Here is a 22245-nt window from a genome sequence, read left to right as displayed (position 1 = left end):
AGGTCATGTCGAACAACCAGAGCAAAAAGTGATACCAATTTAAATAGAGGACGAGGCAGATGTAGTAATCTGAGAGGAGTTGTTTAGTCTCCTGTGCTGATGGCTGGTGCAACCTCAATTGAAGTGAAAGAAAGCTGGGAAAATATGGCGCACCAGTTGCGTCAAGCTCAAACAAAGACGGACAAGGAACGATTGCAAGTCCTTTACTGGTTGAAACAGGAGAAGGCACCGAGTATCAGTACGATTGCCCAAGCGCTCGGTAAACATCGCAACACACTGCAAAGCTGGTTATCAATGTACCGGGCAGGGGGAGTATAGGCGATGTTGGAGATTAAGAAATCCCCTGGAGGAGTGCGAGTCATTCCGCAGTGGGCAGAAGATGCTTTGGCAAAGCGGTTACAAAACCCCGCACATGGGTTTCAAAGCTACGGAGCACAGTGCAGCAGTGGTTGGCAGAGGCGATGGGGGTCGAGGCGGAGTATCATGCAGTGTACCAAATGACGCGCTATCGACTCAAGGCAAAGCTGAAAGTGGCTCGTCCTCAGAATTGCCAGCAAGACAGCCAGCAGCGAGAGGCATTCAAAAAAAACCTTGCAGAAGACCTCGCTGTGTTGAGCCAGTACGTTCGCCAAGTCCACCAAGAGGAGTGACCGATTTGCTATTTTGCTCAGGATGAGAGCCGCTTTGGACTTCATACCCTCATCGGACGATTAATTACTGCCTGTGGCATCAAACCGATTGGGCAGTGGCAGTGGTTGTTCAAAGCATTTTGGCTCTACGGTGCCGTTGAACCAGTAACGGGAGAGTCCTTCTTTGTGCAATTTTCCCATGCTGATACCGAGTGTTATCAACGGTTTCTCGACGAGTTTTCCAAAGCTTATGCAGATAGTTTCAACATTCTTCAAATCGATAACGGTCGATTTCACAAGGGCAAAGATTTAGTGGTGCCAGAGAATGTGATTTTGTTGTTTCAACCGCCTTACTGTCCAGAGTTGAAACTGATGCCAGATAGAACAAAGACTCTTGTTTTGCTCTCCCACCCAGACCAGCCATAAAGGTTTGGGATTTTTCTGTTTAGCAACATCTATACGCTCAACTTGAATCACAGACATTGAGTGCTTGGCAGACTGTTGAAAGTGAAGCGCAGACCACAAACGTAAGCACAGACCTCCCCACTTTGGATGGTTGACTTGCATTCTTTGGTCAGGTGTCTTCCATGTTGTCGGGTCGTTAAGCTTAAATTTATCCCCGTGAACACAAGGGCGACCAAGACCTGTGTAAGCTTTTGGTACACCATAAAGCACACGGTTAGAGCGCAAGCGCATGAGTTTATCGGCAGCAACATTCGCAGTTTGCTTCACACACGAGGCACATCCGTATTCTGCATCCCACAATGATATTGCCCGTTGTGGCAAATTTGGGCATACAAGTTTTAGTTGAGCAGCAGCTTTGGTAATTGGATTGTCAAAACTGGTGATGCGTTCATGTAATAAAGGTAATGCCCAACTCCCCGGTTCTTCTGGAATCCAAGCCCGAAGTGCTATAACCTTGCCCCACTGTTACTGGTTTTGTACCTGACATCGGTTGAACTTGATGTTCGTAGGTACGGTCTTTTAGTGTCACTGCATCTGGTCTTGACCAAGCCGTATGATCTCCTGCTAATACTAGTTGTCTTGATTGTGGTAGCTGTGCGATGTACAACTGCATCAATTCAAAGCGTGGTGGCAAGCCATCTTCTATAGCTTCATAGATACTCGACTACTGCCGCCGAAACACTGCTGATGTTGACAACTCCACAAACGAGTCAACACTACGTGTCACTAGCACTGCATCCATCAAGTCAAATATTGCATCTTTGCCGTTACCCAAGAAGGTGTACACTTCTGTACGGAATTGTTTCAGCTTATCAAATGTCATAGTCAAGCTGTTTTTTTCTAAATCTCAGCATTGACTAAAAAGCGGTTACTTTTACATATTTGACCGCTTTTCCTCACCATTTAGTCTAAACTCCAGTTCTGCGCTGATCGTGCGTACGAGTGCTTTCTTTGGACCTTGGGATGATTACAACTTCGTGACTCTCGCGTTGCGTCAGTTGCGTCAAGGACAAATGTTCGTCGCTGCTGAGGATGTTGTCATTTCACCTACATACGTACCGGATCTTGTCAACACCAGTCTTGACTTATTGATTGACGGTGAAAGTGGGCTGTGGCATTTAGCAAACCGAGGCGTGATCGCCTGGGCTGAATTAGCGTGGCTCGTTGCCAAAAAAGCAGGGCTAAATGTTGATTGTATTATTGCCCGTCCCCCCTGCAAGAACTGCATTTTACCGCTTTGCGTCCCAGTTACAGCGTTCTCGGTAGCGATCGCGGTGTGTTACTACCGCCGCTAGAAAGTGCGATCGCGCGTTACTTTGACGAAATCGAACAATTGGACTAGTGTACTTAAATCGGGATGACTGGATTCGAACCAGCGGCCCCTTCGTCCCGAACGAAGTGCGCTACCAAGCTGCGCTACATCCCGTTACTACTTTTGAGCAATCATTATTGAACTTAAAGCATTCTAACATACTCGTTCGCCCACTGAATTTTTGTATTTTGGGTATGAATTAGGTACGAAATGGGTACGAAACAAACAAAAAGCAAAGTATTGAGTGTAATCACTCTCTACAAACCAATAATGAATTAGTTGGTTAGTCAGTTTTACCAGCATATCGTCTATTATATTTAAATTTTATAGTCAATTAGTACATATTTACTATTGCTGCTATCGGCGTTGCATAAGTCTTTACTAAATCAAGTCTAGATACATACACGGAAGATGAAGTGTAGAACTCGTTAAAAGTAGGTGAAATTGCGGAGTACTTTGATGATTTTTAGCGCTTAATATTATAAAACTATCTTTAATGTCTTTAACAACAATTTGAGCATTTCAAAGGAGATTACACTTTTTTTATTGTTATCCATTCGTTTTTCTAACATTTTTAAATATTAAATTTAAAAACATATTTTTTCTTAAACATCATCAAACCAATACTTTGTGTAACAAGATTTTTTAGAAATTAGAATGGCAAAAACCTTATTCAATACTAAAGTTTTATCGAAATCTCGTGGTACAGATCGACAAGAGTTAAATGTACAATTACCTATCGCTATAGCAGCTGCTTTCACTATTACAATTTTAATTTATATTTTGTTGCTTCCTGTACGTAATTCTTATCTAGGAAATCTCCTTTACAATAGAGGAATTACTCAGCAATTTGATATTTTTCTAGCATGTATAGTTGCAGCATTCACAACGCTAAAAATTATTAAGCTACAAAAATAGTTTCTAGCACTTAATCAAGATTACATTCCACAGAATATTTCTTTAGAAGACCCAAAAGCACCACAATTAGCCAAATTACAGCAAAGTTTAGCTTATACAAAAAGCTTAATTGCTACTCGTTGCAGTCGGGTATTAGCAGCCTATTTATATTCAGGAAATCGTAAAACCACCACCGAGTTTGCTTTAGATGATTCAACTTTTTACACAACTGCCTTAGAAGCATCTTATTCGGTTCCACGAATTCTAGTGTGGGCTATTCCTGTCTTAGGATTTATTGGCACAGTTATAGGTATCAGTAACGCTGTTAGTGGTTTTTCTGGATTTTTGTCAGATGCAGCCGACATTGAACAGATTAAGCAGGGAATTGGAACTGTAACTAATGGACTTGCTATTGGCTTTGACACTACCTTGCTTGCTCTTTGTTTGAGCGTTTTGATCATGATTCCTTTAGTTTTTGCTGAAAGGTTTGAGTCGCGGCTACTGTTGGCAATTGATATTTATATAAACGATAAAGTACTATCAAGACTCCGAGATCCTTTTGCTAGCTTAGATGAAGATGCTATTTATAAAACAGTTAAAAATGCACTTCAAGAAAGTTTTCCTAGCCCAGAAGCTTTAGTTCAAACAGCACATACTTATGCTAAACAAGCAGCAATGGCATTAGCAAAAGGGTTTCTTCTTGAAATTGGTAAAGTTCAAGGTGTGAGTGCGCAATTAATTGAAAAAATGAGCGAAGTTAGTCAATTTGCCTTACAAGATCGACAATAATTCCTAGCTTTTGTTGAGCAACAACGTCAGGTCAGTTATACAGCTATTACAAATTTAGTGACCGAATTTCAAGATATAAATTCACAGCTATTAGCTGAAGTCAAAGCGAGTAATTTAACAGTAGCTAACAATTTAACTCAACAAGCTGATCAACTTGGTCTTCGTTTGGAGCAAGCAGCAAAAGCGCTTGATACACGAATTGCTACTTTAGAACAATGTGCATCTCAAGTCTCAGAAATAGCTAAACTCCAGCAAAATTTAGAGCAAACAGTACATTCGCTAGAGCAAACCGCGCAGCTAGAACACGTTTTAGTAGGTGTTAGAGAAAGTTTAACTCAATTAACCCCAATTCTAGAGCAATTAAATCGCCCTCGTCGCATCACTTTAGTAGAACGCGATGACAGGAGTTTAGATTTTCATGCGTAGCTCTCGCCGATCAATTGAAGTCGAACTCTTTCCGTTTCTTTCTGTTTTAGTTTGTGTCATCGGTAGTTTGATTTTACTTATTGTTGTTGTCACTGCACAAATTTCGACTAACCAACGTCAAGTCACAATCGTTGCGCGAGAAAATGGGCAAAATCAAGCTAAAACACCGCGATATATAGAGTGTCGCAGTGATGGTATTGTTATTTACCCTGAGCAGACTTTTGTTAATCGAGAAGACATCAATCGTTCTAATTCGGCATTGCAAAGCTTATTAGCAGAAGTCAGTTTCAACAGAGATAAAGAGTATTTAATTGTGGCGATTCGTCCTGATGGTATCGATGTCTTTCAGGAAGTACGCACTCTTGTTGAGCGGCAAAATATCGATATCGGGTTTGAGCCAATCGACGAAGGTTGGCAACTCAAAGTTCAAGATGCTGCGACAAAGAGGATAAAATGAGAAGACGATTTTACAAACAGTCGATTCCCACACAAAATTTAGATTCTTTTTTAGATATTCTGACTAACACTGTTGGCGTGTTGATGTTTGTGGGTTTATTTGTCAGTGTGGTAGCTGTACAATCTGCTACTATTGTTCGCACTCCTGTAGTCTCTGATTCGGATAAAGTTCCGCAGTTTTTTGAGGTGCGAGGCAACAAAGTTATCCCTCTCGATAGCACTACAGTTAACCGTGAGTTTACAAATTTTAGTAACTCGCTACCTTCGTGTGATGAACCAGAATTACCAATAAATCTAGATGTTTACAGCTATCAATATTATCAACAGCAACGACAAGAGTATCACAATTGTATTAACAACAAAATTAGTCAAGTCAAAAATTTTAGAATACAAACTGCACACTACGAAATACGTATCAACCTAAATTCTTCAATAGGGTTAATCTATGAACCCTTAAGAAGCGACAGTGGTGAATCTACTCAAGAATTGATGCAAGTTAGTTCAGAATTTCACAGCCTTCTCAAAACATTCAATCCGCAAACTGATTACTTAGCATTTATTGTACGACCTGATAGCTTTGTAGCGTTTCGTCGCGCTCGCGAGATTGCCTGGCAAAAAGGTTTTGATGTCGGTTGGGAACCGATGCAGCAGGATGTACCCATTGAGTTTAGTTCACAAGGACGAGCCGTTAGCGTGCAGTAAACATTATGTAGCAATAATTCATTGCAACTGCCGCTGAATACGGCTACTCAAAGTGCTGTGTTTTGATGCTAAGCGCGCTTTACCCGCCGCAGCCCATTCTTGGAGAAACTCAATTTGCTCTTGCGCAGTTCGTGCTAGCGGAATAATTTGGCTAGCAGCTTCTAAAATATCGTCGGTGGTAAAGTCGCGGTTTTGACTAAAACCAATATGCATTGCTTCGATCAGCGTTTGCTCAATTTCTGCGCCGGAAAAGTCAGGTGTTTCGTAAGCTAAGCGTTCGATGTCGTAATTTTTAATATTGTGAGGGCGCAGTCGCGATAAATGAACGGTAAAAATTGCTTTGCGTTCTTCTTGAGTTGGTAAACCCACAAAGAAGATTTCATCAAAACGTCCTTTACGCAGCATTTCGGGTGGCAGCGATTGAATATCATTAGCGGTAGCGACAACAAACACTGGCGATGTTTTTTCCGCAAGCCAGGTGATGAATGTACCAAATACGCGACTTGTCGTACCAGCGTCGCCTTTCCCACCAATACCCGCAAACGCTTTATCAATCTCATCAATCCACAAAATGCAAGGCGACAAAGCTTCCGCAACTTGAATCATTTGTCGCGTACGCGACTCAGACTCGCCAACTAAGCCACCAAACAAACGTCCGACGTCTAACCGTAGTAGAGGTAAATGCCAGTGATGCGCGATCGCTTTGGCAGTGAGTGACTTTCCTGTTCCCTGAATTCCCACTAACAACAAGCCGCGTGGGTGCGGTAAACCATAAGTTCGCGCGCGTTCGGTAAATGCCCCACCCCTCCGCAATAACCAATCTTTCAGATTATCTAATCCCCCAATATCCGAAATCTTTTCCGTAGCAGGGTAAAAGTCGAGAATTTGGGTTTGCCGAATCGTTTGTCGCTTTTCTTGCAACACAAGTTCGACATCTTCCGGCTGAATTTGCCCATGCGTGGCGATTGCTCTTGCCAAAACGCGCCGGATGCGCTCCATCGATAGCCCTTGACACGAACGAACTAATTCATCAAGCACTTTTCCTGTCAGTGACTGTCCTGTGGCTGCGAACAACCGTTCGATTTCTACTTTAATTTCTGGTGCTGTGGGTAGCGGAAACTCTAAAACGGTTAAAACTTCGCTTAAATCTTCAGGAATTGCCACTTTTGGCGAAAGAATAACGATATTTTTAGGTTGCGACTTCAACAGCTTTGCTAAATTACGCAACTTCCGGCAAACCGACACGTCTTCTAAAAAGCGATGAAAGTCGCGCAAAATAAATACCGCTGGTGCTGATACCGGCAGTTTTTCAACTAACTCCAGCGCTTGTAGCGGGTTACGACGACCAAAACCTGCATCATTAGGATTCGCGGTGTATCCATCGACAAAGTCCCAAATATAAATTGCCCGATTGCCTTGACGCTGTGCTACTTCCCGAACTGCTAGTTCTACGCGTTCTTCTTCAAAGGTGGGAATATAAATCAAAGAGTAGCGGGCGCGCAGTAGCAATTCAAACTCATCGTGGAAGCTCATGGCAGTGATGGGGGCTAGAGGCTAATGAAGACTCGTGGGCATTTTAATGTTAAAGGTCTTTCTTTAGAGCTTGCAGCGAAGCCCAGCGTTTGTCAATAAGTACCGTTGCCGCATCATTATTTTCTGGTTGAATTCCTGAGCATTTGACGTCGCATAATTGCCTTTGCGGCAGTTCTAGACATAACTGCTCGTAAAGCCACTGACTAGGCTCGAAAAAACCGCGCGGTGGCAATGTTTCTACCAAGTCTTCCATCGCGATTTCTCGCTCGACTAAAAGTGTATCTGTTTGTTCAGCAGCTTCGTCTAACCAGATAATCTCTAAAGTATCGACAACCAAACGATGATTGTATTGTTGCAGGCAGCGATGGCACGTTAGCGTGATGATGGTTTCAGCAGCGGCAGACACTTCTAAATAATTGCCGCAATGCTTTACTTTTAACCAACCACGAACAGGTGTCAGTGTTTCTAAGTCTTGCAAGAACTCCTGAACTTGGATTGTCTCAGTTTTCTTTGGCGCTTTCAGTAGCTGCGGAACATAAATGGCTTCCATCATAATTTTGCGCCACCCCTTCAAACAAATAGTATTTCCACCACAGCGTTAGTACTCAAATAACAGTCTAGCTGTTGTTGTAGCGGTCGGAGATCGGAACTTACGATTCAAATGGGCGCAATTGCGCCCATGCTTGGTATGCTGTTCCTATTGCAGCTGGCGCACTACTAAATGTCGGTGTGGCTCCTTACCTTTACTAAAGGTTTCTAAATCTGGAAAAGTTTTCAAGAACGTATGAACTTGACGGCGCTCTGCTGATGAGAGCGATTTGATTTCGACTTCTTGCCCCGAAGCGCGAACTTGTTCAGCAGCTGCTTGGGCGATCGCTTGCACTTCTGCTTGACGACGTACGCGATAACCATCTAACTCAACGGTGTATGACGCTTGGTCGGCTGGCGATTGATTTAAGTTCAGCGTTGCGTTTGCTAAGTATTGAATTGCATCAAGTACACTGCCTTCTGAACCAATCAGAATTTCTATTTGTTCAGGAGTGAGTTGTGTAGCATCAATCGTTAGCCAGTAGCTATCTGGCTCTTCTGCACCTTCGACTTGATAAACTTCTAAGTGTGCCTCCACACTCGGCGACACACCCATCAGCTGAAGCAGCGTTTCTAGCCATATTTGACCCCGCTGCATACGCGTATCCTCTGTCATACCTACCCTGAAGCTTTTTTCTTAGAACGTCCTGGCTCAAAAGGAAGTGATTCACGCCCTTTGGCTTCTGATTCTTTTGTTTCGGATGCCGCTACAATTTTTTGCAGGTTTTCTGGCAGAGGTTCGCGGGAAACAATAAAAGTCTGCAACGTTTGGAAGATGTTCGCAATGAGCATATACATCAAGACTCCCGCAGGTAACGGGAAAAACAAAAACATCCCCGAAAAAATGACCGGAGTGATTTTATTGACTGTATCCTGTTGTGGATTACCTGAGGCACCTTGACCGGAAAGCACTTGGTTGAGGTACAAGCTTAAACCAAAGCCAATCACCATCGCCACAATATCCCAGTGAATTGTGCCATCAGCATCAAAAGCGCCTACTCTCCCCAAAGCATCAATAAACAGAAAGCCCTTCTCAGAAGCAATTCCTGGAATTGTCCCTTGAATTGTCGCATCGCCTGGTTGCAATGCTGTAATATTGCCTGCTTCGTCGATTTGTACCCGCTCTTGACCTTTTGTGATCTTCCAGTGGGGTGTAATACTCGATTCTGGATGTTGAGCAACCAACTCTTGCAGTGGCTTGCCTTCTACAGTTTGAAATTCGATCTTTGTTTTTTCGCCGACTGCTAAATTGTTACCGCTAGGAAGAATCGCGCTAATGCGATAATGTTCGCCATCTGCAATGTAGATGTTTTGCGGTGAAGTCGCAAAGGCTTTTGGTTGAATCCGTTCGATTTGTTCCTGAGGCAGGATTTGCAGGTTGACAGTATAGTTGACATCCGAAAACGGCGAACCGCGTAGCGTGGCGAACAAAGCAAATAATACTGGCATTTGCAGCAGCACGGGTAAGCACCCAGACAGCGGATTACCAAATTCTTTGTACACCGCGCTCATTTCTTCCTGCAACTTGGCAGGATTGTCTTTGTGGCGCTCCTGAATTTCTTTTACCCGCTTCTGCATTAAAGGTTGCGTGATTCGCGTGCGCCGCATATTGCGAATCGAGCCAGCACTGAGAGGGTAGAGTGCAAAGCGAATGACGAGTGTTAACGCCACGATCGCTAATCCATAGCTTGGCACGATCCCATAGAAGAAATCCAGGATCGGCAGCATTACGTTGTTAGAAAGAAACCCGATACCAAAATCCATTGGCGTTAAGTCAACCTGAACTACTCTAATATGTCTGAGTCTAATGTATCCGAACTAAGGGTCAGGCGTTGGAATTAGAGAACAGAGGAGCAATTTTCCTGATGTCTAATACCGATATATTGTTATTTAATTTATCAAGCCTGCCCTAGATTAATCGATTTCAGACTATGCTGCACCTACTTTCTTGGCAGCGACTTGCTCGTTGATATAGTCGTAAATCTCGCGAAACTTGGGAACCGCGCGTAATTCCAATCGGCTGCCGTCTCTGAGCGTGAGTACCATATCTCCCCACAAGCCGACACCTCTAGGAACTTTAACAATTTTAACTATTTCCGCATAAATTACATCCGTGCGATCTCGTCCTTGCCACCCTCCCGTTACCGTAATGCGGCGACTTGTAATGCGATAGCGCAGCCACAAGGCGCGGACAATCGCTCCAACTGTTAGCGGTAGACCAATTAACGTTAATCCAATGAGTAAATTAATAATAAGATCTCCAATATGCGGTCCGCCTTCAAAAAATACGTCCTCACGAATGCCCATCTATCACCTCAGCTTCGGTCAACAACTGCTCTAATTCTTGCAGAAATTGACCGTAATCGCACTGAGCTTGTACCGCTGACGGGTGTACAATCACCACCAGTAACCATCCAGGCGCGATTCGCGGTAATAAACTGCGGAAAGCTGCTCGAATTTGACGCTTGATCCGATTGCGAACCACAGCGCGTTTACTCACTTTTGTGCTTACTGAAATACCCAGACGCGTTGGTACTTCCATTAACTCAGATTGCTGAAGATTTCCACTAGCAGTGTTAACCATCTGCTTAGTTTTCCGCTGTAAGGCTCTAAGCGTTATGTGCGAACCATTACGGCGGATTCCTTCCCGAAACACGGCTCGGAAATTGTGCCGACTTTGCAGTCGATTTGCTTTGTGTAAAGCCACGCGTGGTTGATCTCGAATGTATCAACGCCTGATTTGCGACTAATGCTAAACCGTTAACCGATGACGTCCTTTTCTTCTGCGGGCTTTTATGACATTTTGTCCATCTGGGGTTCGCATCCGAGCGCGGAAACCAGAGGTTCTTTTTCGTTTGCGGTTAGTACCTTCTAAAGTGCGCTTCATAATTCTTCCTAGCTTAGCTGTCTATGAAAAAGTCACAATCTCTTATTATATCACCAAAGTGTAACTTTAGCTGCAAGGAAGATACAGTAAATTCCGTATCTCGGAATCCTGATTTTTTTTAAGTGATACTCAAAATCCACGTGCCTACATAGCGTAGCAGCGGGACATCTCCAGGTGTTTGAATCTGGCAGTTGAAATAGTACATCCCACCAAAGGTAGGATTTCTGACGTTAGAAAAGACAATTTCCGTACGCGTATTAGCTGGTACAGGTTCGACTGGGAAGATTTCCACAACGCGGTTTTCTTGATCCCATCTTACTTCTTGTAGTGGTACACTTTTTCCTCTAACACGGACTTCAATTCGGTCTGTGTCAAACTTACCGCGATAGTTTTCGGGATAGGAAACTGTAAACTGAGCAACAGCAAGATTCAGTTTATTTCCTGGAATACGCAAACGGTAGCGATCCCAGCCATTAGCTTGTCCACCAAAATCTAGGCGAAAAGGCAACTGGTTCTCGCGTCTGACGCCGCTAAATATTGTAAAACCAGGCAAGGACTGGGCAAGGGAAATAGCAGGAAACCCAGCAATTAAACAACCAGTAACGGCTAAAGCAGAAATTGCACGACGCATAGATACTTGTGTGGCTACCATCGGTATGATACCTAAATAATAGGTGTTTTTACTAAACTTTACTACTGACTCAATGAAGATAGACGTGCTGTAGTCGAAAAAAGTGCCAATGCTTTGCGATTTTTTTTAGTGCGCGTGTCTCGGCTGAAAAGTCACTAGAACACGCTAAGTCGAAATTATCTTATTGCAGAATTCACAGACATTTATGGATAAATGTATACCAGTGTGTCTATATTTGTGATTTTCGTTATAAAAGTTGAAACATTTTGCCACACAAATGCGGATCAAATACGCTAAATTCATCAAGACTCCCAATTTGTTCAAGAATATTCTTGATTACTAAGCAATAAAGTTACAAAAAGTAACAGAAAAAAGGCTTTTGGCGGCTCAATTTATAAAAGAAGCTAAAGATTAGAATTTAAAATTTGGGGATCGCAATAAGATGTGTAAAGTTAAGTACAAGTTAAGTTTTGAAAAATATTAAATCGCAATTGCCAAACCGATAAAGCCTCCACGTAGTCGCAAAGTGGAAACACCACTTAATTCAATCACGAGGAGGTTTTCATTTGGTTGGAGAGGGAGCTAGCAAAAGGCGTATTTTGAGTTGCTTATTTTCGAGATTGTCAGGAAGGAGATTGCATGAGATTAGCAGTTGCAAAAGAAATTGAAGTTGGCGAACGTCGTGTTGCTTTAGTACCGGATACTGTCGCTCGATTAGTTAAACAAGGAATTGAAGTATTGGTAGAAGCAGGTGCGGGCGAAAGCGCCTTTTTCACAAATACAGACTACGAAACCGCAGGCGCAAAAATTATTAACGACACAGATACTTTGTGGCAGGAAGCTGATATTCTCCTCAAAGTAGGAATACCTAAAGAGCGCGAAGATGGGCGCTTAGAAATAGATTTATTGCGTGAAGGCGCAGTTATAGTTAGCTTCTTAAATCCGTTAGGCGAACCTGCGATCGCCCAGCGTTTGGCACAAAAACAAATTACCGCGCTGAGTATGGAAATGATCCCACGCACAACTAGAGCGCAAAGCATGGATGCATTATCATCACAGGCATCGATTGCGGGATACAAAGCCGTATTAATTGCCGCCGCCGCACTACCAAAATACTTTCCGATGCTGACAACAGCAGCAGGGACAATCGCGCCAGCTAAAGTATTTATCATGGGTGCGGGAGTTGCAGGGTTACAGGCGATCGCTACCGCCAGACGCTTGGGCGCTGTGGTAGAGGCTTTTGATATTCGCCCCGCCGTTAAAGAAGAAGTTCAAAGCTTAGGAGCGAAATTTGTTGAAGTACAACTTAACGAAGATACTGTAGCCGATGGCGGATACGCGAAAGAAGTGTCAGAAGCCGCTAAGCAGCGGACGCAAGAAGTTGTCGCCGAACACATCAAGCAATCTGACGTTGTGATTACAACCGCACAAGTTCCTGGCAAAAAAGCCCCGCTACTCGTGACGGAAGACATGGTGGTAAACATGAAACCAGGTTCAGTGATTGTCGATCTTGCCGCTGAACAAGGTGGAAACTGTGCTTGCACCGAACCAGGTAAAGACGTGCAACGCAATGGCGTGACAATTATTGGTCCTATCAATTTACCTTCATCGATGCCCGTTCACGCTAGTCAACTGTATTCTAAAAACCTGTCTTCGCTCGTTCAACTGCTGATCAAAGATGGCAACTTAGACATAAATTTTGCAGACGATATTGTCAGTGCTGCTTGTATCACACACGCGGGTGAAATTCGCAATCAACGCGTAAAAGAAGCTTTGGCAACGTTGAGTAGTGCTACAGCGGGGTAAGCGGCGATCAGGAATCGGTAATAGGTCGTAAAAGCAATTACCAATTACCAAATCAAATTAGGAGAGTTTTCAATGACAGAAGCATTACTTGCCGCTTTGTTTGTATTTGTTTTGGCATCTTTTACGGGATTTGAGGTGATCAATAAAGTCCCACCAACACTACATACACCTTTGATGTCTGGCGCGAATGCAATTTCAGGCATTGCGGTAATCGGCGCGATTCTAGTTTCAGGTGCCAATGAAGGAAGCGTATCGGTAATTTTAGGCTTAATCGCCGTTGTGCTAGCAACCATCAACGTTGTAGGTGGTTTTCTAGTAACAGATCGGATGTTGCAAATGTTTAAGAAAAAAGAGGTGAAAGCGTGAGTGACTTTCTACCAACAGGAATTCAGTTAAGTTATTTAGTCGCGGCTTCGTTATTTATCGTCGGTTTAAAGAAATTAGGTTCGCCTGCTACCGCGCGTCAAGGTAATTTCTTAGCCGCAGTCGGGATGTTGCTTGCGGTTGTAGCAACGCTGCTCGATCGGCAGGTGCTGAGCTATGAAATGATCTTAGTCGGGTTAGCAGTTGGTTCGTTGATTGGGGCGATCGCGGCGCAAAAAGTTGCCATGACCGCGATGCCACAAATGGTAGGCTTGTTGAACGGACTTGGTGGCGCGGCTTCTGCGCTTGTCGCCGTCGCTGAGTTTTGGCGATTGAGGGGAACATCGCAAGCCATCCCTCTTGATGCCAACGTCTCGATGCTGTTGGATGTGTTTATCGGTGGCGTCACGTTTACTGGTAGTATGATTGCCTTTGCTAAGTTGCAAGGTTTAATCAGCGGTTCTCCCGTGACATTTCCCCTACAGCAACCGATTAATGCCTTACTTTTAGTTGGTTTTGTTGTTGGTAGCGGATATTTATTAGTCTCCCCCGAAAATTTACCAATATTCTTAGCAGTAGCAGGAATTTCCTTGCTCCTCGGCGTGCTATTTGTCTTACCGATTGGTGGCGGCGATATGCCAGTCGTGATTTCGCTGTTGAACTCATTATCAGGTTTAGCGGCGAGTGCGGCTGGTTTTGTCGTGATGAACAATATGCTAATCATCGCGGGTGCTTTAGTAGGCGCATCGGGATTGATTTTGACGCAGATCATGTGTAAGGCAATGAACCGCTCATTGGCAAGCGTCTTGTTCGGCTCGTTTGGTAAGGCGGGCGTCTCTGGTGGTAGTGGTACAGAAGATAAAACTGTCCACAGCATTGATCCCGAAGAAGGCGCAATGATGTTAGGTTATGCGCGATCGGTAGTGATTGTTCCTGGCTACGGTATGGCAGTCGCGCAAGCACAGCACAGCGTTCGTGAATTGGCAGATCAACTCGAAAAAATGGGCGTGGAGGTTAAGTATGCAATTCACCCCGTTGCAGGAAGAATGCCAGGACATATGAATGTGTTACTCGCCGAGGCAAACGTACCATATCCGCAGTTGTACGACATGGATGATATCAATCCCCAGTTTGAGCAAACCGATGTCGCGTTAGTCATTGGGGCAAATGATGTCGTGAATCCCGCCGCGCGTAGCGATGCTGCTAGCCCAATTTATGGAATGCCAATTTTAGAAGTCGATCGCGCTAAGCACACAATCGTCATTAAGCGAGGGATGAGTACTGGCTTTGCTGGGGTTGATAACGATTTGTTTTACAAAGATAAAACAATGATGCTCTTTGGCAGTGCGAAAGATGTCGTCGCGAAGTTGGTTTCTGAAGTGAAGCAGCTTTAGGTTACCTCAATCACAACGACGGTGTCCCCTAAATCCACGCCACTTGCTTCAACGGGGGGACACCCCGCACCGCAGTGGCTCTCCAATTCTCTCTAAAATTGCAAGGCTGGGAGTGGAATTAATACCACTGCTTAGCTTCTATTAATCACAACTAACAAATGCATAAGCTTGCTTTAAGAAATTAATGCTCTTGAGGCAAGTTATTTTATTTAAGTAGAATTACCGTTAGTTATTTTTGTATGTAACTATACAGGCTAGCGGTAGTTGACAAAAAGTTGATTAAAACTTATATTTATAAATAGGCACAGCCTAGGGGTGGTCGTAGACCGCCGCACCACTACCGCACTTCGAGGCGGTTTTGTTGTTTTTACGGCTTATCGTCAAAGCAGTAGTATTTAACTCCTAAATTATCTACAAGATTAGGTTCTAAATTACAATCTACTAGTAAATTAGCTGTTTTGAGGCTTAAAAGCGCTTGGTTATTTGGCTTAGTTTTGCTACTAACAACAGGATATAAACATAAGTCAGCAATTTGCATCACTGCATTGTTCTTTTTTTTACTATCGATTCCACGTAGTAGGGATGAAAAGTCGTTAGCACATAGCGGGGAATATTTGTTAGCTCGAACGGTATCAAAAGGGTGTCCTTGAGAGCGCAAGTCATTAAAATAGGATTTGATGAGTCTATCTTCTCGTTTGCCAGCAGCTTCAAAATAAACCATTAATGTACCATTTTTGGCTGCTACATACTTAGCTGCACGTTCTACTAAAATAGTGAAGGCACTTTTCATCATCTTCCATGTATCCTCGCCATACTTTTCTAAATAGCGTTTTAGATAACCATGACGAGATACAACACACGCATGAACAATAATAGGACAACGAACGATTGTATTAGTTAAGTCCTCCATGAATTGTTGATAGTCTACTTCTGAAAGATTTCCTAGCTATTTGTAGTTGTTCTTTCTAGAACGTATTTCACTTCCATGCAAAGGTATATCTAGACCAATATTCCATCGCTGTTTAAACTCTAATACTAACGTTTCAATAATCCGTTCATGTCCTCTATTTATTAAAACACCACCCATCCCAAAAAAAGGATGTGGATCTTTCGGATCGGGCTTGGGGCTACCTGAATCATCTAGATATAATGCAAATTCACTGTACTCTAATTTCATAAACTAAGAAATAGTAAAAAATCTCTTTTGTTTCATACTCAAAAAGAGCTATAAAAACAGAAACGTTCTTGATAAAACGCATAAAAAGCCGAACTGTGATTCTTTTCAAAGCAACATTTTAGCTTAAAACAAGTTTAACGCTAGCTTGAACAGCAGTTAATTATCAATTGATATCTTTTGGAAGAGTCTTTTACTCAAAAGAAGTTTGGTGAATTTATTAAAATTTTGATTTTTTTGAGTTACCCGACTTTCTTTCAAGAAGATATCTAGAGGATTTATATGGCTGCTTGGGATGTGGAGCGTTTGCTGTTAACTGGGATGCAGCGGCGGCGCTTGCTGATGGGTGTGAGTGCATTAACAAGTTTGGCGATCGCGAGTCAATTTTCGCGGCGAGTCGTTGCGCAACCAAAGTTTTCTGATTATCCGTTTAAACTCGGTGTTGCTTCGGGAGAACCGTTACCCGATGGTTTTGTCATTTGGACGCGGTTAGCGCCTCAACCACTCAACGGTGGCGGAATGCCAAACCAAAACGTTGAAGTGCGCTGGCAAATAGCACGAGATCCAAAGATGCAGCAAGTTGTCCAAAAAGGAACAGCGATCGCAACTCCCGAACTTGCGCATTCGGTTCATGTCGAAGTGCAAGGTTTAGAACCAAATCGCTGGTATTGGTATCAATTCAAAGCAGGTAACGATACAAGTCGCATCGGGAGAACGCGCACTGCACCCGCAAGAGGCGATCGCTTACAAAAACTGACTTTTGCATTTGCTTCATGTCAAGATTGGCAAAATGGCTTTTATTCTGCCTACCGCAACATGGCGCGAGAAGAACTCGATTTTGTCGTGCATCTTGGCGATTATATCTACGAATACGGACCTGATTTGAGCAAACCACGCCAACACAACAGTCCTGAAATTATCAGTCTTGCAGATTACCGCAACCGTCATGCTTTGTACAAAACCGGATTTCATTTGCAAGCGGTTCATGCAAAGTTTCCTTGGATTGTGACTTGGGACGATCACGAAGTTGAGAATAATTATGCGAACTTGATTCCCGAAGACGATCAAACGCGCGAAGAATTTATTAAACGTCGTGCCAATGCTTACCAAGCTTATTATGAGCATATGCCATTGCGTTTATCTTCCTTGCCCAAAGGTCCAAATATGCAACTTTATCGGCGTTTGACTTTTGGTGAATTAGCTGAATTCTTTGTACTAGATACTCGCCAATACCGCAGCGATCAGCCGTGTGGAGATGGCTTAAAACCTCGATGCGCAGAGGCTTTGGCAGAAAAGGCGACGATGACGGGCAAAGAGCAAGAACGCTGGTTATTTCAAGGATTAGAGCGCTCATCCGCGCGTTGGAATGTGATTGCGCAACAAACAATGATGGCTCAATTTGACTTTGATGCGCGTTCAGATAGTGAAACGTTTAACCTCGATCAATGGGATGGCTACGTTGCCGCACGCGATCGCCTATTTAACTTCATCCAACAGCGCAAAGTTGCTAACCCTGTTGTGATTACAGGTGACATTCACTCTAGCTGGGTACACGACCTCAAAGCCGACTTTAGCAATCCTGCTTCACCTACTATTGGTACAGAATTTGTCGGGACTTCGATTACTTCGGATTTTCCTGCACAGTTTATTGCCCCAGTCACCGCAGCTTTAGCCAATAATCCACATACAAAATTCTTTGATGGTGCTTTTCGCGGCTACGTTCGCTGTCAACTTACACCTAAACAATGGCGTAGCGATTATCGAGTTGTTTCATCAATTCTCGATCCACAAGCTCCAGCGAGTACGCTAGCGTCGTTCATTGTCGAAAATGGACAACCAGGCGCTCAGAATGCATAAAGATAATATCTTGTCAAGAGGGTAAGGCAATGCTTTACCCCTTTTTGCGTTTGTATCTACCTGAGGTGCGGTTTTCGCGATTTTCTTTGTCTTGGCGACGGCGATCGCGCCAATCAGCCGCTGTTAAGTACAAAACACCTCCGGTCACTGCAACGAGTAACCCAAAGGCGACTAAAACCAGAACATTAAGTGCTGTCGTTTCCACTTGAGCTTTTACAGTCCGTTACGACCCCAAACTACCATTGCAATTGACCATGTGAACGTAACAAGCAGCGTAACCCAACCAAGTGTCAAAATTTCCATAGCCGTGTATTAAGCAAGTAAATCAGTCTTAAAATTTATCATACTGCAAGATCGTCACCGTAGCAGAGATGGAAGATCAGAGTCAGGGCACTACTCGTATTGAAGAAACCTATCTTCATAGGTTTCGGTTGTGTAGCGGCGATTTCAATCACTCAGCTAACATCAAATTCGACAAAATCAGGTTGACCGTACATCATTTGGCGATCAACAGCGGATAGAATTTTATTATTCGCCTTTTCCGAATTGAGACAGCGACAGACAAGTTGCGCGACATCAGCGCGGTGAATTGTCCCAGCAACGCGCGGATCTTCAGTAAGAACGCCATCGCCTGTTGCGGGTTCTGATTTTAAACCACCTGGGCGAATGATTGTATACGTCAGTCCACTGTTGATCAAATGCTGTTCAGCTTTTTCCTTTTCAGCTAATACAGAACCTAATGTCGCCAAAGCTTGAGGTGGTAAAGCTTGCGCGCTATCACCGCTACCAATCGAAGAAACTAAAATAAATTTCTGTACTCCGGCTTTGACGGCTGCATCGATGAGGTTTTTATTGCCTAAATAGTCTGCGCGATCGCCATCTTTGGGTAAACCACCAATCGTACTAATAACTGCTGTGATTCCTTGTGTTATTGCACTTTCTACATCACTGATACGTAACGCGTCGCCTAAAACAACTTCAATTCCCATTGCTTCTAAATCTGTACGAGTCGCCTCGCTGCGCAGTAAAGCTTTTACCTTTAATTTTTGTTGTGTTAAGCAATGCGCAATTTCTCGACCAACGCCACGGCTGGCTCCCGCTAGAAAAATGTAGGATGGATTTATCATGCTGTGTTAATTCTCTCCTTTGTTGGGTAATGGGTACTAGGAAAGCTTTTAGCACTTGGTAATTAGCTATTTAGCTACACAGACACTAATCGCTACTAATTATTAATCTTAAAGTTATGTTTATTTCACGCGCGTACTTATGAGTAGAAAAATTGTTTTGTGGGGGCTTTGGGCAGCGTTCATTATCTATGTGCTGTTTTTTGCACCACCACTGCATCTACAAGAAACCTTAACACTGTTAATCAACATTCTGACGTTGCAGTGGACAAAGGTAAATCCAGTCATTTTATCGTTGTTTTCGCTCATTGGTGTTTGGATATTCATTTATAGCTGTCTATTATTTATTGATGGCAGAATGCAGAAGATTCCGTTTTGGGCTTTTGCACTGGCGTCAGTTGGTACAGGTGTGATCGGATTAATTCCTTACTTAGCCTTACGCGAGGCGAATCAAGAATTTACTGGTGCGAAAGATCCTTGGTTACAACTACTAGACTCGCGTAGTACTGGTGTCGCTGTGACGATATTTACGCTTGGTTTAGTCGCTTTTGGTTTAGTTGCTGGCGATTGGGGAGATTTTGTGCAGCAATTTTTGGGCGATCGCTTTATTCATGGTATGAGTCTAGCGTTTTGTGTGTTTGCGGCGTTGTTTCCTACCGTACTTGGTGACGATATGGCGCGTCGCGGTTATTCTAGCAATTCACAACTTTTCTGGGTATTTGCGCTTATTCCTTTATTTGGTCCGCTTGCTTACCTTTGCTGGCGTCCGCCTTTACCTGATACCGTTGCATCGATTTAGTACTTGCGTACTATTAAAATAGAAGTCAGGGAGAACATCACAAATTATGGCAGTTGCAGATTTACGCAAAAGCGAGATGATGGCGCATCTACTTGATGCTTTAGACGCGGGTAAGGATATTGGTCATTACGGTAGATTAGTGTTTGCGATGGTAGCGCGGCACTTTTTAAGCGAAAAAGAGTTAATTGAATATCTACAAAAAGACCGCGATTGTAGTGAAGAAGACGCGCGATCGCTTTATCAACAAGTGCAAGGTAAAAACTATAATCCCCCACGCCGCGAAAGAGTATTGCAATGGCAACAACAGCAAGATTTTCCAATTTGCCCCAATCCTGACGATCCTGATGCTTGCAACGTTTACAAAGATTTGCAGTTTCCTGAAGAAGTTTACGAGCACATATCAGAGTACCACGAGCAAAAGGAAAGTTGAGTTAATAGTGAATAGCAATTAGTGGCTAGGGATCGGGAATAGAGGTTTCCTGTATTGAATCGTAGATGAAAAGTTATCCGCAGGGAATCGCACTCCCATTGCAGCAAAGCTTGCGACAAATATTCGCAATATTTCGTTATAGTAGACGGGCTATCGCACTTGTATGGACAACTAGCCGCGTTCTCACAGTTGTTTTTGCAGTCTTCACTTTAACAGCAGGTTTACTTCCTGCAGCGATCGCCTACATTGGTAAATTGATTGTTGATGCGGTTGTTATCGCCTCGCACTCAGGAGGAGAAAATAATCGGGCGATCGCATTAGGCTATTTAACATTAGAAGCCATACTAGTCGCCTTACTCGCAGGTAGTCAACGCGGATTGAGTATTTGTCAATCGCTTTTACGAGTGTTGCTAGGGCAACGAGTTAATATTCTCATTCTAGAAAAAGCTTTAACCTTAGATCTTGCTCATTTTGAAGACTCCGAATTCTACGATAAGATGACGCGGGCGCGGCGCGAAGCATCAAGTCGTCCGTTGTCGCTGGTTAGTCGCACATTTGGTATTGTTCAAGATAGTCTTGCACTCTTTACCTACGGTGGGTTGCTGCTGCAATTTTCGCTGTGGGCGTTGTTAGCACTCGTTTTAACAGCAATCCCAGCATTTATTGCAGAAACAAAGTTTGCCGGCGAAGCGTTTCGTTTATTTCGCTGGCGCGCACCAGAAACGCGAGAACAGCATTATTTAGAAACTTTAATTGCGCGTGAAGATTTTGCGATGGAGGTGCAGTTGTATCAACTAGGACCAATGTTGCTACAACGCTACCACAATATTTTTAATCGCCTATACCGTGAAGATCGCGATTTAACTTTACGCCGAGGCGTGTGGGGTTATATCTTGGGTTTACTTAGTAGTGTGGCGTTTTATGCAGCGTATGCTTGGATTGTGATAGAAGCGATCGCTGGACGAATTTCACTTGGTGATATGACGATGTATCTCGTGGTATTTCGCCAAGGACAAACAACGTTTTCGTCGGCACTTACTTCGCTAGGGGGAATGTATGAAGATCAATTGTATCTATCGAATCTCTATGAGTTTCTCGAACAAGACATTCCCACACCACGCGGTAACGCTACCCAAGGAACCTCACCGCAAGATGGTATTCGGTTTGAAAACGTGACTTTTACGTATCCAGGAAGTTTGCAACCTGCGGTGAAAAACTTGTCGTTGCATCTCAAACCAGGTGAGAAACTTGCGATCATTGGTGAAAATGGTTCGGGAAAAACGACTTTAATCAAATTATTAACGCGCCTTTACTCTCCAGATTCAGGACGAATTCTGCTTGATGGCTTAGATTTACAAGCATGGGATATCGCGGTGTTGCATCGGCGAATTGGCGTGATTTTCCAGAATTTCGTCCGCTATCAATTCACTGTCGGTGAGAATATTGGTGTCGGAGATGTTCAACACTTGGTTGAAGAACCGCACTGGCATATTGCCGCAGAAAAAGGCATGGCGCAACCTTTTATCGAGCAAATGGCAGATAAATTTTACACGCAGTTAGGACGTTGGTTCAAAGGCGGTCAAGAACTTTCTGGCGGACAATGGCAAAAAATTGCGCTGTCGCGGGCTTTTATGCGGACGCAAGCAGATATTCTTGTTTTAGATGAACCTACCGCAGCCATGGACGCAGAAGCTGAAGTATTAATCTTCCAACGATTTCGCACGCTTAGTAAAGATAAAATGGCGATTTTAATTTCACACCGCTTCTCGACTGTCCGTATGGCAGACAAGATTATTGTTCTTTCTGGTGGAGAATTAATCGAACAAGGAACGCACGAGGAATTACTTCAAGCCCAAGGGCGCTACGCCCGACTTTTCTCGCTACAAGCGGCGGGTTATAGGTGAAGAGGAAGCAGAAAAGATAGACACTTATGAGTTCTCGTTGTTGAGTGTTGAGTTCTGAATGAGACGATTTAACTCAAAA

The 22245-nt window shown here is 43.5% G+C and carries 30 protein-coding genes, 1 tRNA gene and 1 pseudogene; 16 read left to right on the top strand and 16 right to left on the bottom strand.

The genetic code is table 11. From position 1 onward, the window contains the following. The first annotated feature begins 99 nt into the window (after positions 1-99). The 3 genes from NIES1031_RS23785 to NIES1031_RS24335 are packed head-to-tail and all read left to right on the top strand — an operon-like array spanning position 100 to position 1055. Positions 100-318, top strand: a complete 219-nt coding sequence (locus NIES1031_RS23785; protein ID WP_143167758.1) for a helix-turn-helix domain-containing protein — start codon at positions 100-102, stop codon at positions 316-318. A 50-nt stretch (positions 319-368) separates the two neighbouring features. Next, the gene (locus NIES1031_RS23780) at positions 369-650 is read left to right on the top strand and encodes a helix-turn-helix domain-containing protein (RefSeq protein WP_143167757.1); all 282 of its coding nucleotides are present in this window, start codon (positions 369-371) and stop codon (positions 648-650) included. A 3-nt stretch (positions 651-653) separates the two neighbouring features. After that, positions 654-1055 (top strand): transposase, encoded by a 402-nt coding sequence (locus NIES1031_RS24335; RefSeq protein WP_330219964.1) that lies wholly within the window; start codon positions 654-656, stop codon positions 1053-1055. On the opposite strand, the gene NIES1031_RS26360 is transcribed toward NIES1031_RS24335, so the two are convergent. From NIES1031_RS26360 to NIES1031_RS24905, 3 genes are read right to left on the bottom strand one after another with little or no spacing between them, the layout of a single operon-like run. Beyond that, on the bottom strand, positions 939-1457 hold the full coding sequence (locus tag NIES1031_RS26360) for a transposase (protein WP_407919496.1): 519 nt from the start codon (positions 1455-1457) through the stop codon (positions 939-941). The two genes, NIES1031_RS24335 and NIES1031_RS26360, sit on opposite strands and share 117 nt — an antisense overlap. Positions 1458-1482: 25 nt before the next feature. Next, positions 1483-1728 (bottom strand): hypothetical protein, encoded by a 246-nt coding sequence (locus NIES1031_RS24910; protein WP_218596767.1) that lies wholly within the window; start codon positions 1726-1728, stop codon positions 1483-1485. Positions 1729-1758: 30 nt separating this feature from the next. After that, positions 1759-1917, bottom strand: a complete 159-nt coding sequence (locus NIES1031_RS24905; RefSeq protein ID WP_218596766.1) for a hypothetical protein — start codon at positions 1915-1917, stop codon at positions 1759-1761. Between the two features lie 109 nt (positions 1918-2026). Here NIES1031_RS24905 and NIES1031_RS11285 point away from each other — a divergent pair, with 109 nt between their 5' ends. Continuing rightward, complete coding sequence (locus NIES1031_RS11285; RefSeq protein ID WP_073549486.1) at positions 2027-2389, top strand: sugar nucleotide-binding protein; 363 nt, start codon at positions 2027-2029, stop codon at positions 2387-2389. Positions 2390-2446: 57 nt separating this feature from the next. Here NIES1031_RS11285 and NIES1031_RS11280 read toward each other — a convergent pair. After that, positions 2447-2520: transfer RNA gene (locus tag NIES1031_RS11280), tRNA-Pro, on the bottom strand. Positions 2521-3063: 543 nt separating this feature from the next. Between NIES1031_RS11280 and NIES1031_RS24900 the strand changes: the two genes are divergently transcribed. Genes NIES1031_RS24900 through NIES1031_RS11265 form a run of 5 tightly spaced genes read left to right on the top strand, consistent with a single transcriptional unit; the run spans position 3064 to position 5676 of the window. Beyond that, positions 3064-3324 (top strand): hypothetical protein, encoded by a 261-nt coding sequence (locus NIES1031_RS24900; protein ID WP_218596765.1) that lies wholly within the window; start codon positions 3064-3066, stop codon positions 3322-3324. A 24-nt stretch (positions 3325-3348) separates the two neighbouring features. Further along, entirely contained in the window at positions 3349-4092 is a 744-nt protein-coding gene (locus tag NIES1031_RS24895) for a MotA/TolQ/ExbB proton channel family protein (RefSeq protein ID WP_218596785.1), read from the top strand. A gap of 57 nt (positions 4093-4149) precedes the next feature. Continuing rightward, on the top strand, positions 4150-4518 hold the full coding sequence (locus NIES1031_RS24890) for a hypothetical protein (protein ID WP_218596764.1): 369 nt from the start codon (positions 4150-4152) through the stop codon (positions 4516-4518). Then, positions 4511-4975: a hypothetical protein gene (locus NIES1031_RS11270; RefSeq protein WP_073549485.1), complete on the top strand. Its 465-nt coding sequence runs from the start codon at positions 4511-4513 to the stop codon at positions 4973-4975. Before NIES1031_RS24890 ends, NIES1031_RS11270 begins: the two co-directional genes overlap by 8 nt. Continuing rightward, positions 4972-5676, top strand: coding sequence for a hypothetical protein (locus NIES1031_RS11265; RefSeq protein WP_073549484.1), 705 nt, complete (start codon positions 4972-4974; stop codon positions 5674-5676). The genes NIES1031_RS11270 and NIES1031_RS11265 overlap by 4 nt, the downstream gene beginning before the upstream one ends. Before the next feature lie 18 nt (positions 5677-5694). Here NIES1031_RS11265 and NIES1031_RS11260 read toward each other — a convergent pair whose 3' ends face one another. The 8 genes from NIES1031_RS11260 to NIES1031_RS11225 all read right to left on the bottom strand — a co-directional run bounded on the left by NIES1031_RS11260 (position 5695) and on the right by NIES1031_RS11225 (position 11336). Then, complete coding sequence (locus tag NIES1031_RS11260) at positions 5695-7209, bottom strand: AAA family ATPase (RefSeq protein WP_073549483.1); 1515 nt, start codon at positions 7207-7209, stop codon at positions 5695-5697. A gap of 49 nt (positions 7210-7258) precedes the next feature. Then, positions 7259-7759, bottom strand: a complete 501-nt coding sequence (locus NIES1031_RS11255) for a YceD family protein (RefSeq protein ID WP_073549482.1) — start codon at positions 7757-7759, stop codon at positions 7259-7261. A 147-nt stretch (positions 7760-7906) separates the two neighbouring features. Then, positions 7907-8413, bottom strand: a complete 507-nt coding sequence (locus NIES1031_RS11250) for a Jag family protein (protein WP_073549481.1) — start codon at positions 8411-8413, stop codon at positions 7907-7909. A gap of 2 nt (positions 8414-8415) precedes the next feature. After that, positions 8416-9561: a membrane protein insertase YidC gene (gene yidC, locus NIES1031_RS11245; RefSeq protein ID WP_073549480.1), complete on the bottom strand. Its 1146-nt coding sequence runs from the start codon at positions 9559-9561 to the stop codon at positions 8416-8418. Between the two features lie 165 nt (positions 9562-9726). Further along, positions 9727-10104, bottom strand: coding sequence for a PH domain-containing protein (locus tag NIES1031_RS11240; RefSeq protein WP_015189366.1), 378 nt, complete (start codon positions 10102-10104; stop codon positions 9727-9729). After that, positions 10091-10504, bottom strand: a complete 414-nt coding sequence (rnpA, locus tag NIES1031_RS11235) for a ribonuclease P protein component (RefSeq protein ID WP_073549479.1) — start codon at positions 10502-10504, stop codon at positions 10091-10093. The genes NIES1031_RS11240 and rnpA overlap by 14 nt, the downstream gene beginning before the upstream one ends. A gap of 45 nt (positions 10505-10549) precedes the next feature. Beyond that, positions 10550-10687 (bottom strand): 50S ribosomal protein L34, encoded by a 138-nt coding sequence (gene rpmH, locus NIES1031_RS11230; protein WP_196797612.1) that lies wholly within the window; start codon positions 10685-10687, stop codon positions 10550-10552. Between the two features lie 115 nt (positions 10688-10802). Then, entirely contained in the window at positions 10803-11336 is a 534-nt protein-coding gene (locus NIES1031_RS11225) for a DUF2808 domain-containing protein (protein ID WP_218596762.1), read from the bottom strand. A gap of 618 nt (positions 11337-11954) precedes the next feature. On the opposite strand from NIES1031_RS11225, the gene NIES1031_RS11220 reads away from it, so the two are divergent. The 3 genes from NIES1031_RS11220 (at position 11955) to NIES1031_RS11210 (ending at position 14878) form a co-directional block, all read left to right on the top strand. Further along, positions 11955-13121 (top strand): Re/Si-specific NAD(P)(+) transhydrogenase subunit alpha, encoded by a 1167-nt coding sequence (locus tag NIES1031_RS11220; RefSeq protein WP_073549478.1) that lies wholly within the window; start codon positions 11955-11957, stop codon positions 13119-13121. A 72-nt stretch (positions 13122-13193) separates the two neighbouring features. Continuing rightward, positions 13194-13487 carry an NAD(P) transhydrogenase subunit alpha part 2 gene (locus NIES1031_RS11215; RefSeq protein ID WP_015189371.1) on the top strand — a complete coding sequence of 98 codons (294 nt, stop codon included), beginning with the start codon at positions 13194-13196 and terminating at the stop codon, positions 13485-13487. Next, positions 13484-14878 (top strand): NAD(P)(+) transhydrogenase (Re/Si-specific) subunit beta, encoded by a 1395-nt coding sequence (locus NIES1031_RS11210; RefSeq protein ID WP_073549477.1) that lies wholly within the window; start codon positions 13484-13486, stop codon positions 14876-14878. Before NIES1031_RS11215 ends, NIES1031_RS11210 begins: the two co-directional genes overlap by 4 nt. Positions 14879-15245: 367 nt before the next feature. On the opposite strand, the pseudogene NIES1031_RS11205 reads toward NIES1031_RS11210, so the two are convergent. Beyond that, positions 15246-16055 (bottom strand): annotated as a pseudogene (locus tag NIES1031_RS11205) (DUF3800 domain-containing protein). A gap of 279 nt (positions 16056-16334) precedes the next feature. Here NIES1031_RS11205 and NIES1031_RS11200 point away from each other — a divergent pair. Next, on the top strand, positions 16335-17909 hold the full coding sequence (locus tag NIES1031_RS11200; RefSeq protein WP_073549476.1) for an alkaline phosphatase D family protein: 1575 nt from the start codon (positions 16335-16337) through the stop codon (positions 17907-17909). Between the two features lie 34 nt (positions 17910-17943). On the opposite strand, the gene NIES1031_RS24330 is transcribed toward NIES1031_RS11200, so the two are convergent. From NIES1031_RS24330 to NIES1031_RS11190, 3 genes are all read right to left on the bottom strand, one after another. After that, positions 17944-18114, bottom strand: a complete 171-nt coding sequence (locus tag NIES1031_RS24330) for a hypothetical protein (RefSeq protein WP_178378110.1) — start codon at positions 18112-18114, stop codon at positions 17944-17946. Between the two features lie 8 nt (positions 18115-18122). Next, the gene (gene petN, locus NIES1031_RS11195; RefSeq protein WP_015189376.1) at positions 18123-18212 is read right to left on the bottom strand and encodes a cytochrome b6-f complex subunit PetN; all 90 of its coding nucleotides are present in this window, start codon (positions 18210-18212) and stop codon (positions 18123-18125) included. 152 nt (positions 18213-18364) lie between these two features. Further along, positions 18365-19036, bottom strand: coding sequence for an SDR family oxidoreductase (locus NIES1031_RS11190; RefSeq protein ID WP_073549475.1), 672 nt, complete (start codon positions 19034-19036; stop codon positions 18365-18367). A 139-nt stretch (positions 19037-19175) separates the two neighbouring features. On the opposite strand from NIES1031_RS11190, the gene NIES1031_RS11185 reads away from it, so the two are divergent. The 3 genes from NIES1031_RS11185 to NIES1031_RS11175 all read left to right on the top strand — a co-directional run bounded on the left by NIES1031_RS11185 (position 19176) and on the right by NIES1031_RS11175 (position 22166). Next, positions 19176-19832 (top strand): hypothetical protein, encoded by a 657-nt coding sequence (locus NIES1031_RS11185; RefSeq protein ID WP_073549474.1) that lies wholly within the window; start codon positions 19176-19178, stop codon positions 19830-19832. Positions 19833-19878: 46 nt separating this feature from the next. Beyond that, a complete protein-coding gene (locus NIES1031_RS11180) occupies positions 19879-20262 on the top strand; it encodes a hypothetical protein (protein WP_073549473.1) in 384 nt (127 codons plus the stop codon). A 65-nt stretch (positions 20263-20327) separates the two neighbouring features. Beyond that, positions 20328-22166 carry an ABC transporter ATP-binding protein gene (locus NIES1031_RS11175; RefSeq protein WP_073549472.1) on the top strand — a complete coding sequence of 613 codons (1839 nt, stop codon included), beginning with the start codon at positions 20328-20330 and terminating at the stop codon, positions 22164-22166. Positions 22167-22245: the final 79 nt, after the last annotated feature.

It is taken from the genome of Chroogloeocystis siderophila 5.2 s.c.1, assembly GCF_001904655.1.
GTDB classification, from domain to species: domain Bacteria; phylum Cyanobacteriota; class Cyanobacteriia; order Cyanobacteriales; family Chroococcidiopsidaceae; genus Chroogloeocystis; species Chroogloeocystis siderophila.
This window is presented reverse-complemented; position numbering and strand designations above follow the sequence as displayed.

Excerpts from the sequence above, each read along its gene's own strand:
- NIES1031_RS11255 (WP_073549482.1), bottom strand. The coding sequence starts at position 7,759 with ATGGAAGCCATTTATGTTCCGCAGCTACTGAAAGCGCCAAAGAAAACT.
- NIES1031_RS11270 (WP_073549485.1), top strand. The coding sequence starts at position 4,511 with ATGCGTAGCTCTCGCCGATCAATTGAAGTCGAACTCTTTCCGTTTCTT.
- NIES1031_RS11250 (WP_073549481.1), bottom strand. The coding sequence starts at position 8,413 with ATGACAGAGGATACGCGTATGCAGCGGGGTCAAATATGGCTAGAAACG.
- NIES1031_RS11175 (WP_073549472.1), top strand. The coding sequence starts at position 20,328 with ATGAAAAGTTATCCGCAGGGAATCGCACTCCCATTGCAGCAAAGCTTG.
- NIES1031_RS11215 (WP_015189371.1), top strand. The coding sequence starts at position 13,194 with ATGACAGAAGCATTACTTGCCGCTTTGTTTGTATTTGTTTTGGCATCT.
- petN (WP_015189376.1), bottom strand. The coding sequence starts at position 18,212 with ATGGAAATTTTGACACTTGGTTGGGTTACGCTGCTTGTTACGTTCACA.
- NIES1031_RS11240 (WP_015189366.1), bottom strand. The coding sequence starts at position 10,104 with ATGGGCATTCGTGAGGACGTATTTTTTGAAGGCGGACCGCATATTGGA.
- NIES1031_RS11185 (WP_073549474.1), top strand. The coding sequence starts at position 19,176 with ATGAGTAGAAAAATTGTTTTGTGGGGGCTTTGGGCAGCGTTCATTATC.
- NIES1031_RS11225 (WP_218596762.1), bottom strand. The coding sequence starts at position 11,336 with ATGGTAGCCACACAAGTATCTATGCGTCGTGCAATTTCTGCTTTAGCC.
- NIES1031_RS11265 (WP_073549484.1), top strand. The coding sequence starts at position 4,972 with ATGAGAAGACGATTTTACAAACAGTCGATTCCCACACAAAATTTAGAT.
- NIES1031_RS11220 (WP_073549478.1), top strand. The coding sequence starts at position 11,955 with ATGAGATTAGCAGTTGCAAAAGAAATTGAAGTTGGCGAACGTCGTGTT.
- NIES1031_RS24900 (WP_218596765.1), top strand. The coding sequence starts at position 3,064 with ATGGCAAAAACCTTATTCAATACTAAAGTTTTATCGAAATCTCGTGGT.
- yidC (WP_073549480.1), bottom strand. The coding sequence starts at position 9,561 with ATGGATTTTGGTATCGGGTTTCTTTCTAACAACGTAATGCTGCCGATC.
- NIES1031_RS11260 (WP_073549483.1), bottom strand. The coding sequence starts at position 7,209 with ATGAGCTTCCACGATGAGTTTGAATTGCTACTGCGCGCCCGCTACTCT.
- NIES1031_RS11200 (WP_073549476.1), top strand. The coding sequence starts at position 16,335 with ATGGCTGCTTGGGATGTGGAGCGTTTGCTGTTAACTGGGATGCAGCGG.
- NIES1031_RS11190 (WP_073549475.1), bottom strand. The coding sequence starts at position 19,036 with ATGATAAATCCATCCTACATTTTTCTAGCGGGAGCCAGCCGTGGCGTT.
- NIES1031_RS24905 (WP_218596766.1), bottom strand. The coding sequence starts at position 1,917 with ATGACATTTGATAAGCTGAAACAATTCCGTACAGAAGTGTACACCTTC.
- NIES1031_RS23785 (WP_143167758.1), top strand. The coding sequence starts at position 100 with ATGGCTGGTGCAACCTCAATTGAAGTGAAAGAAAGCTGGGAAAATATG.
- NIES1031_RS11180 (WP_073549473.1), top strand. The coding sequence starts at position 19,879 with ATGGCAGTTGCAGATTTACGCAAAAGCGAGATGATGGCGCATCTACTT.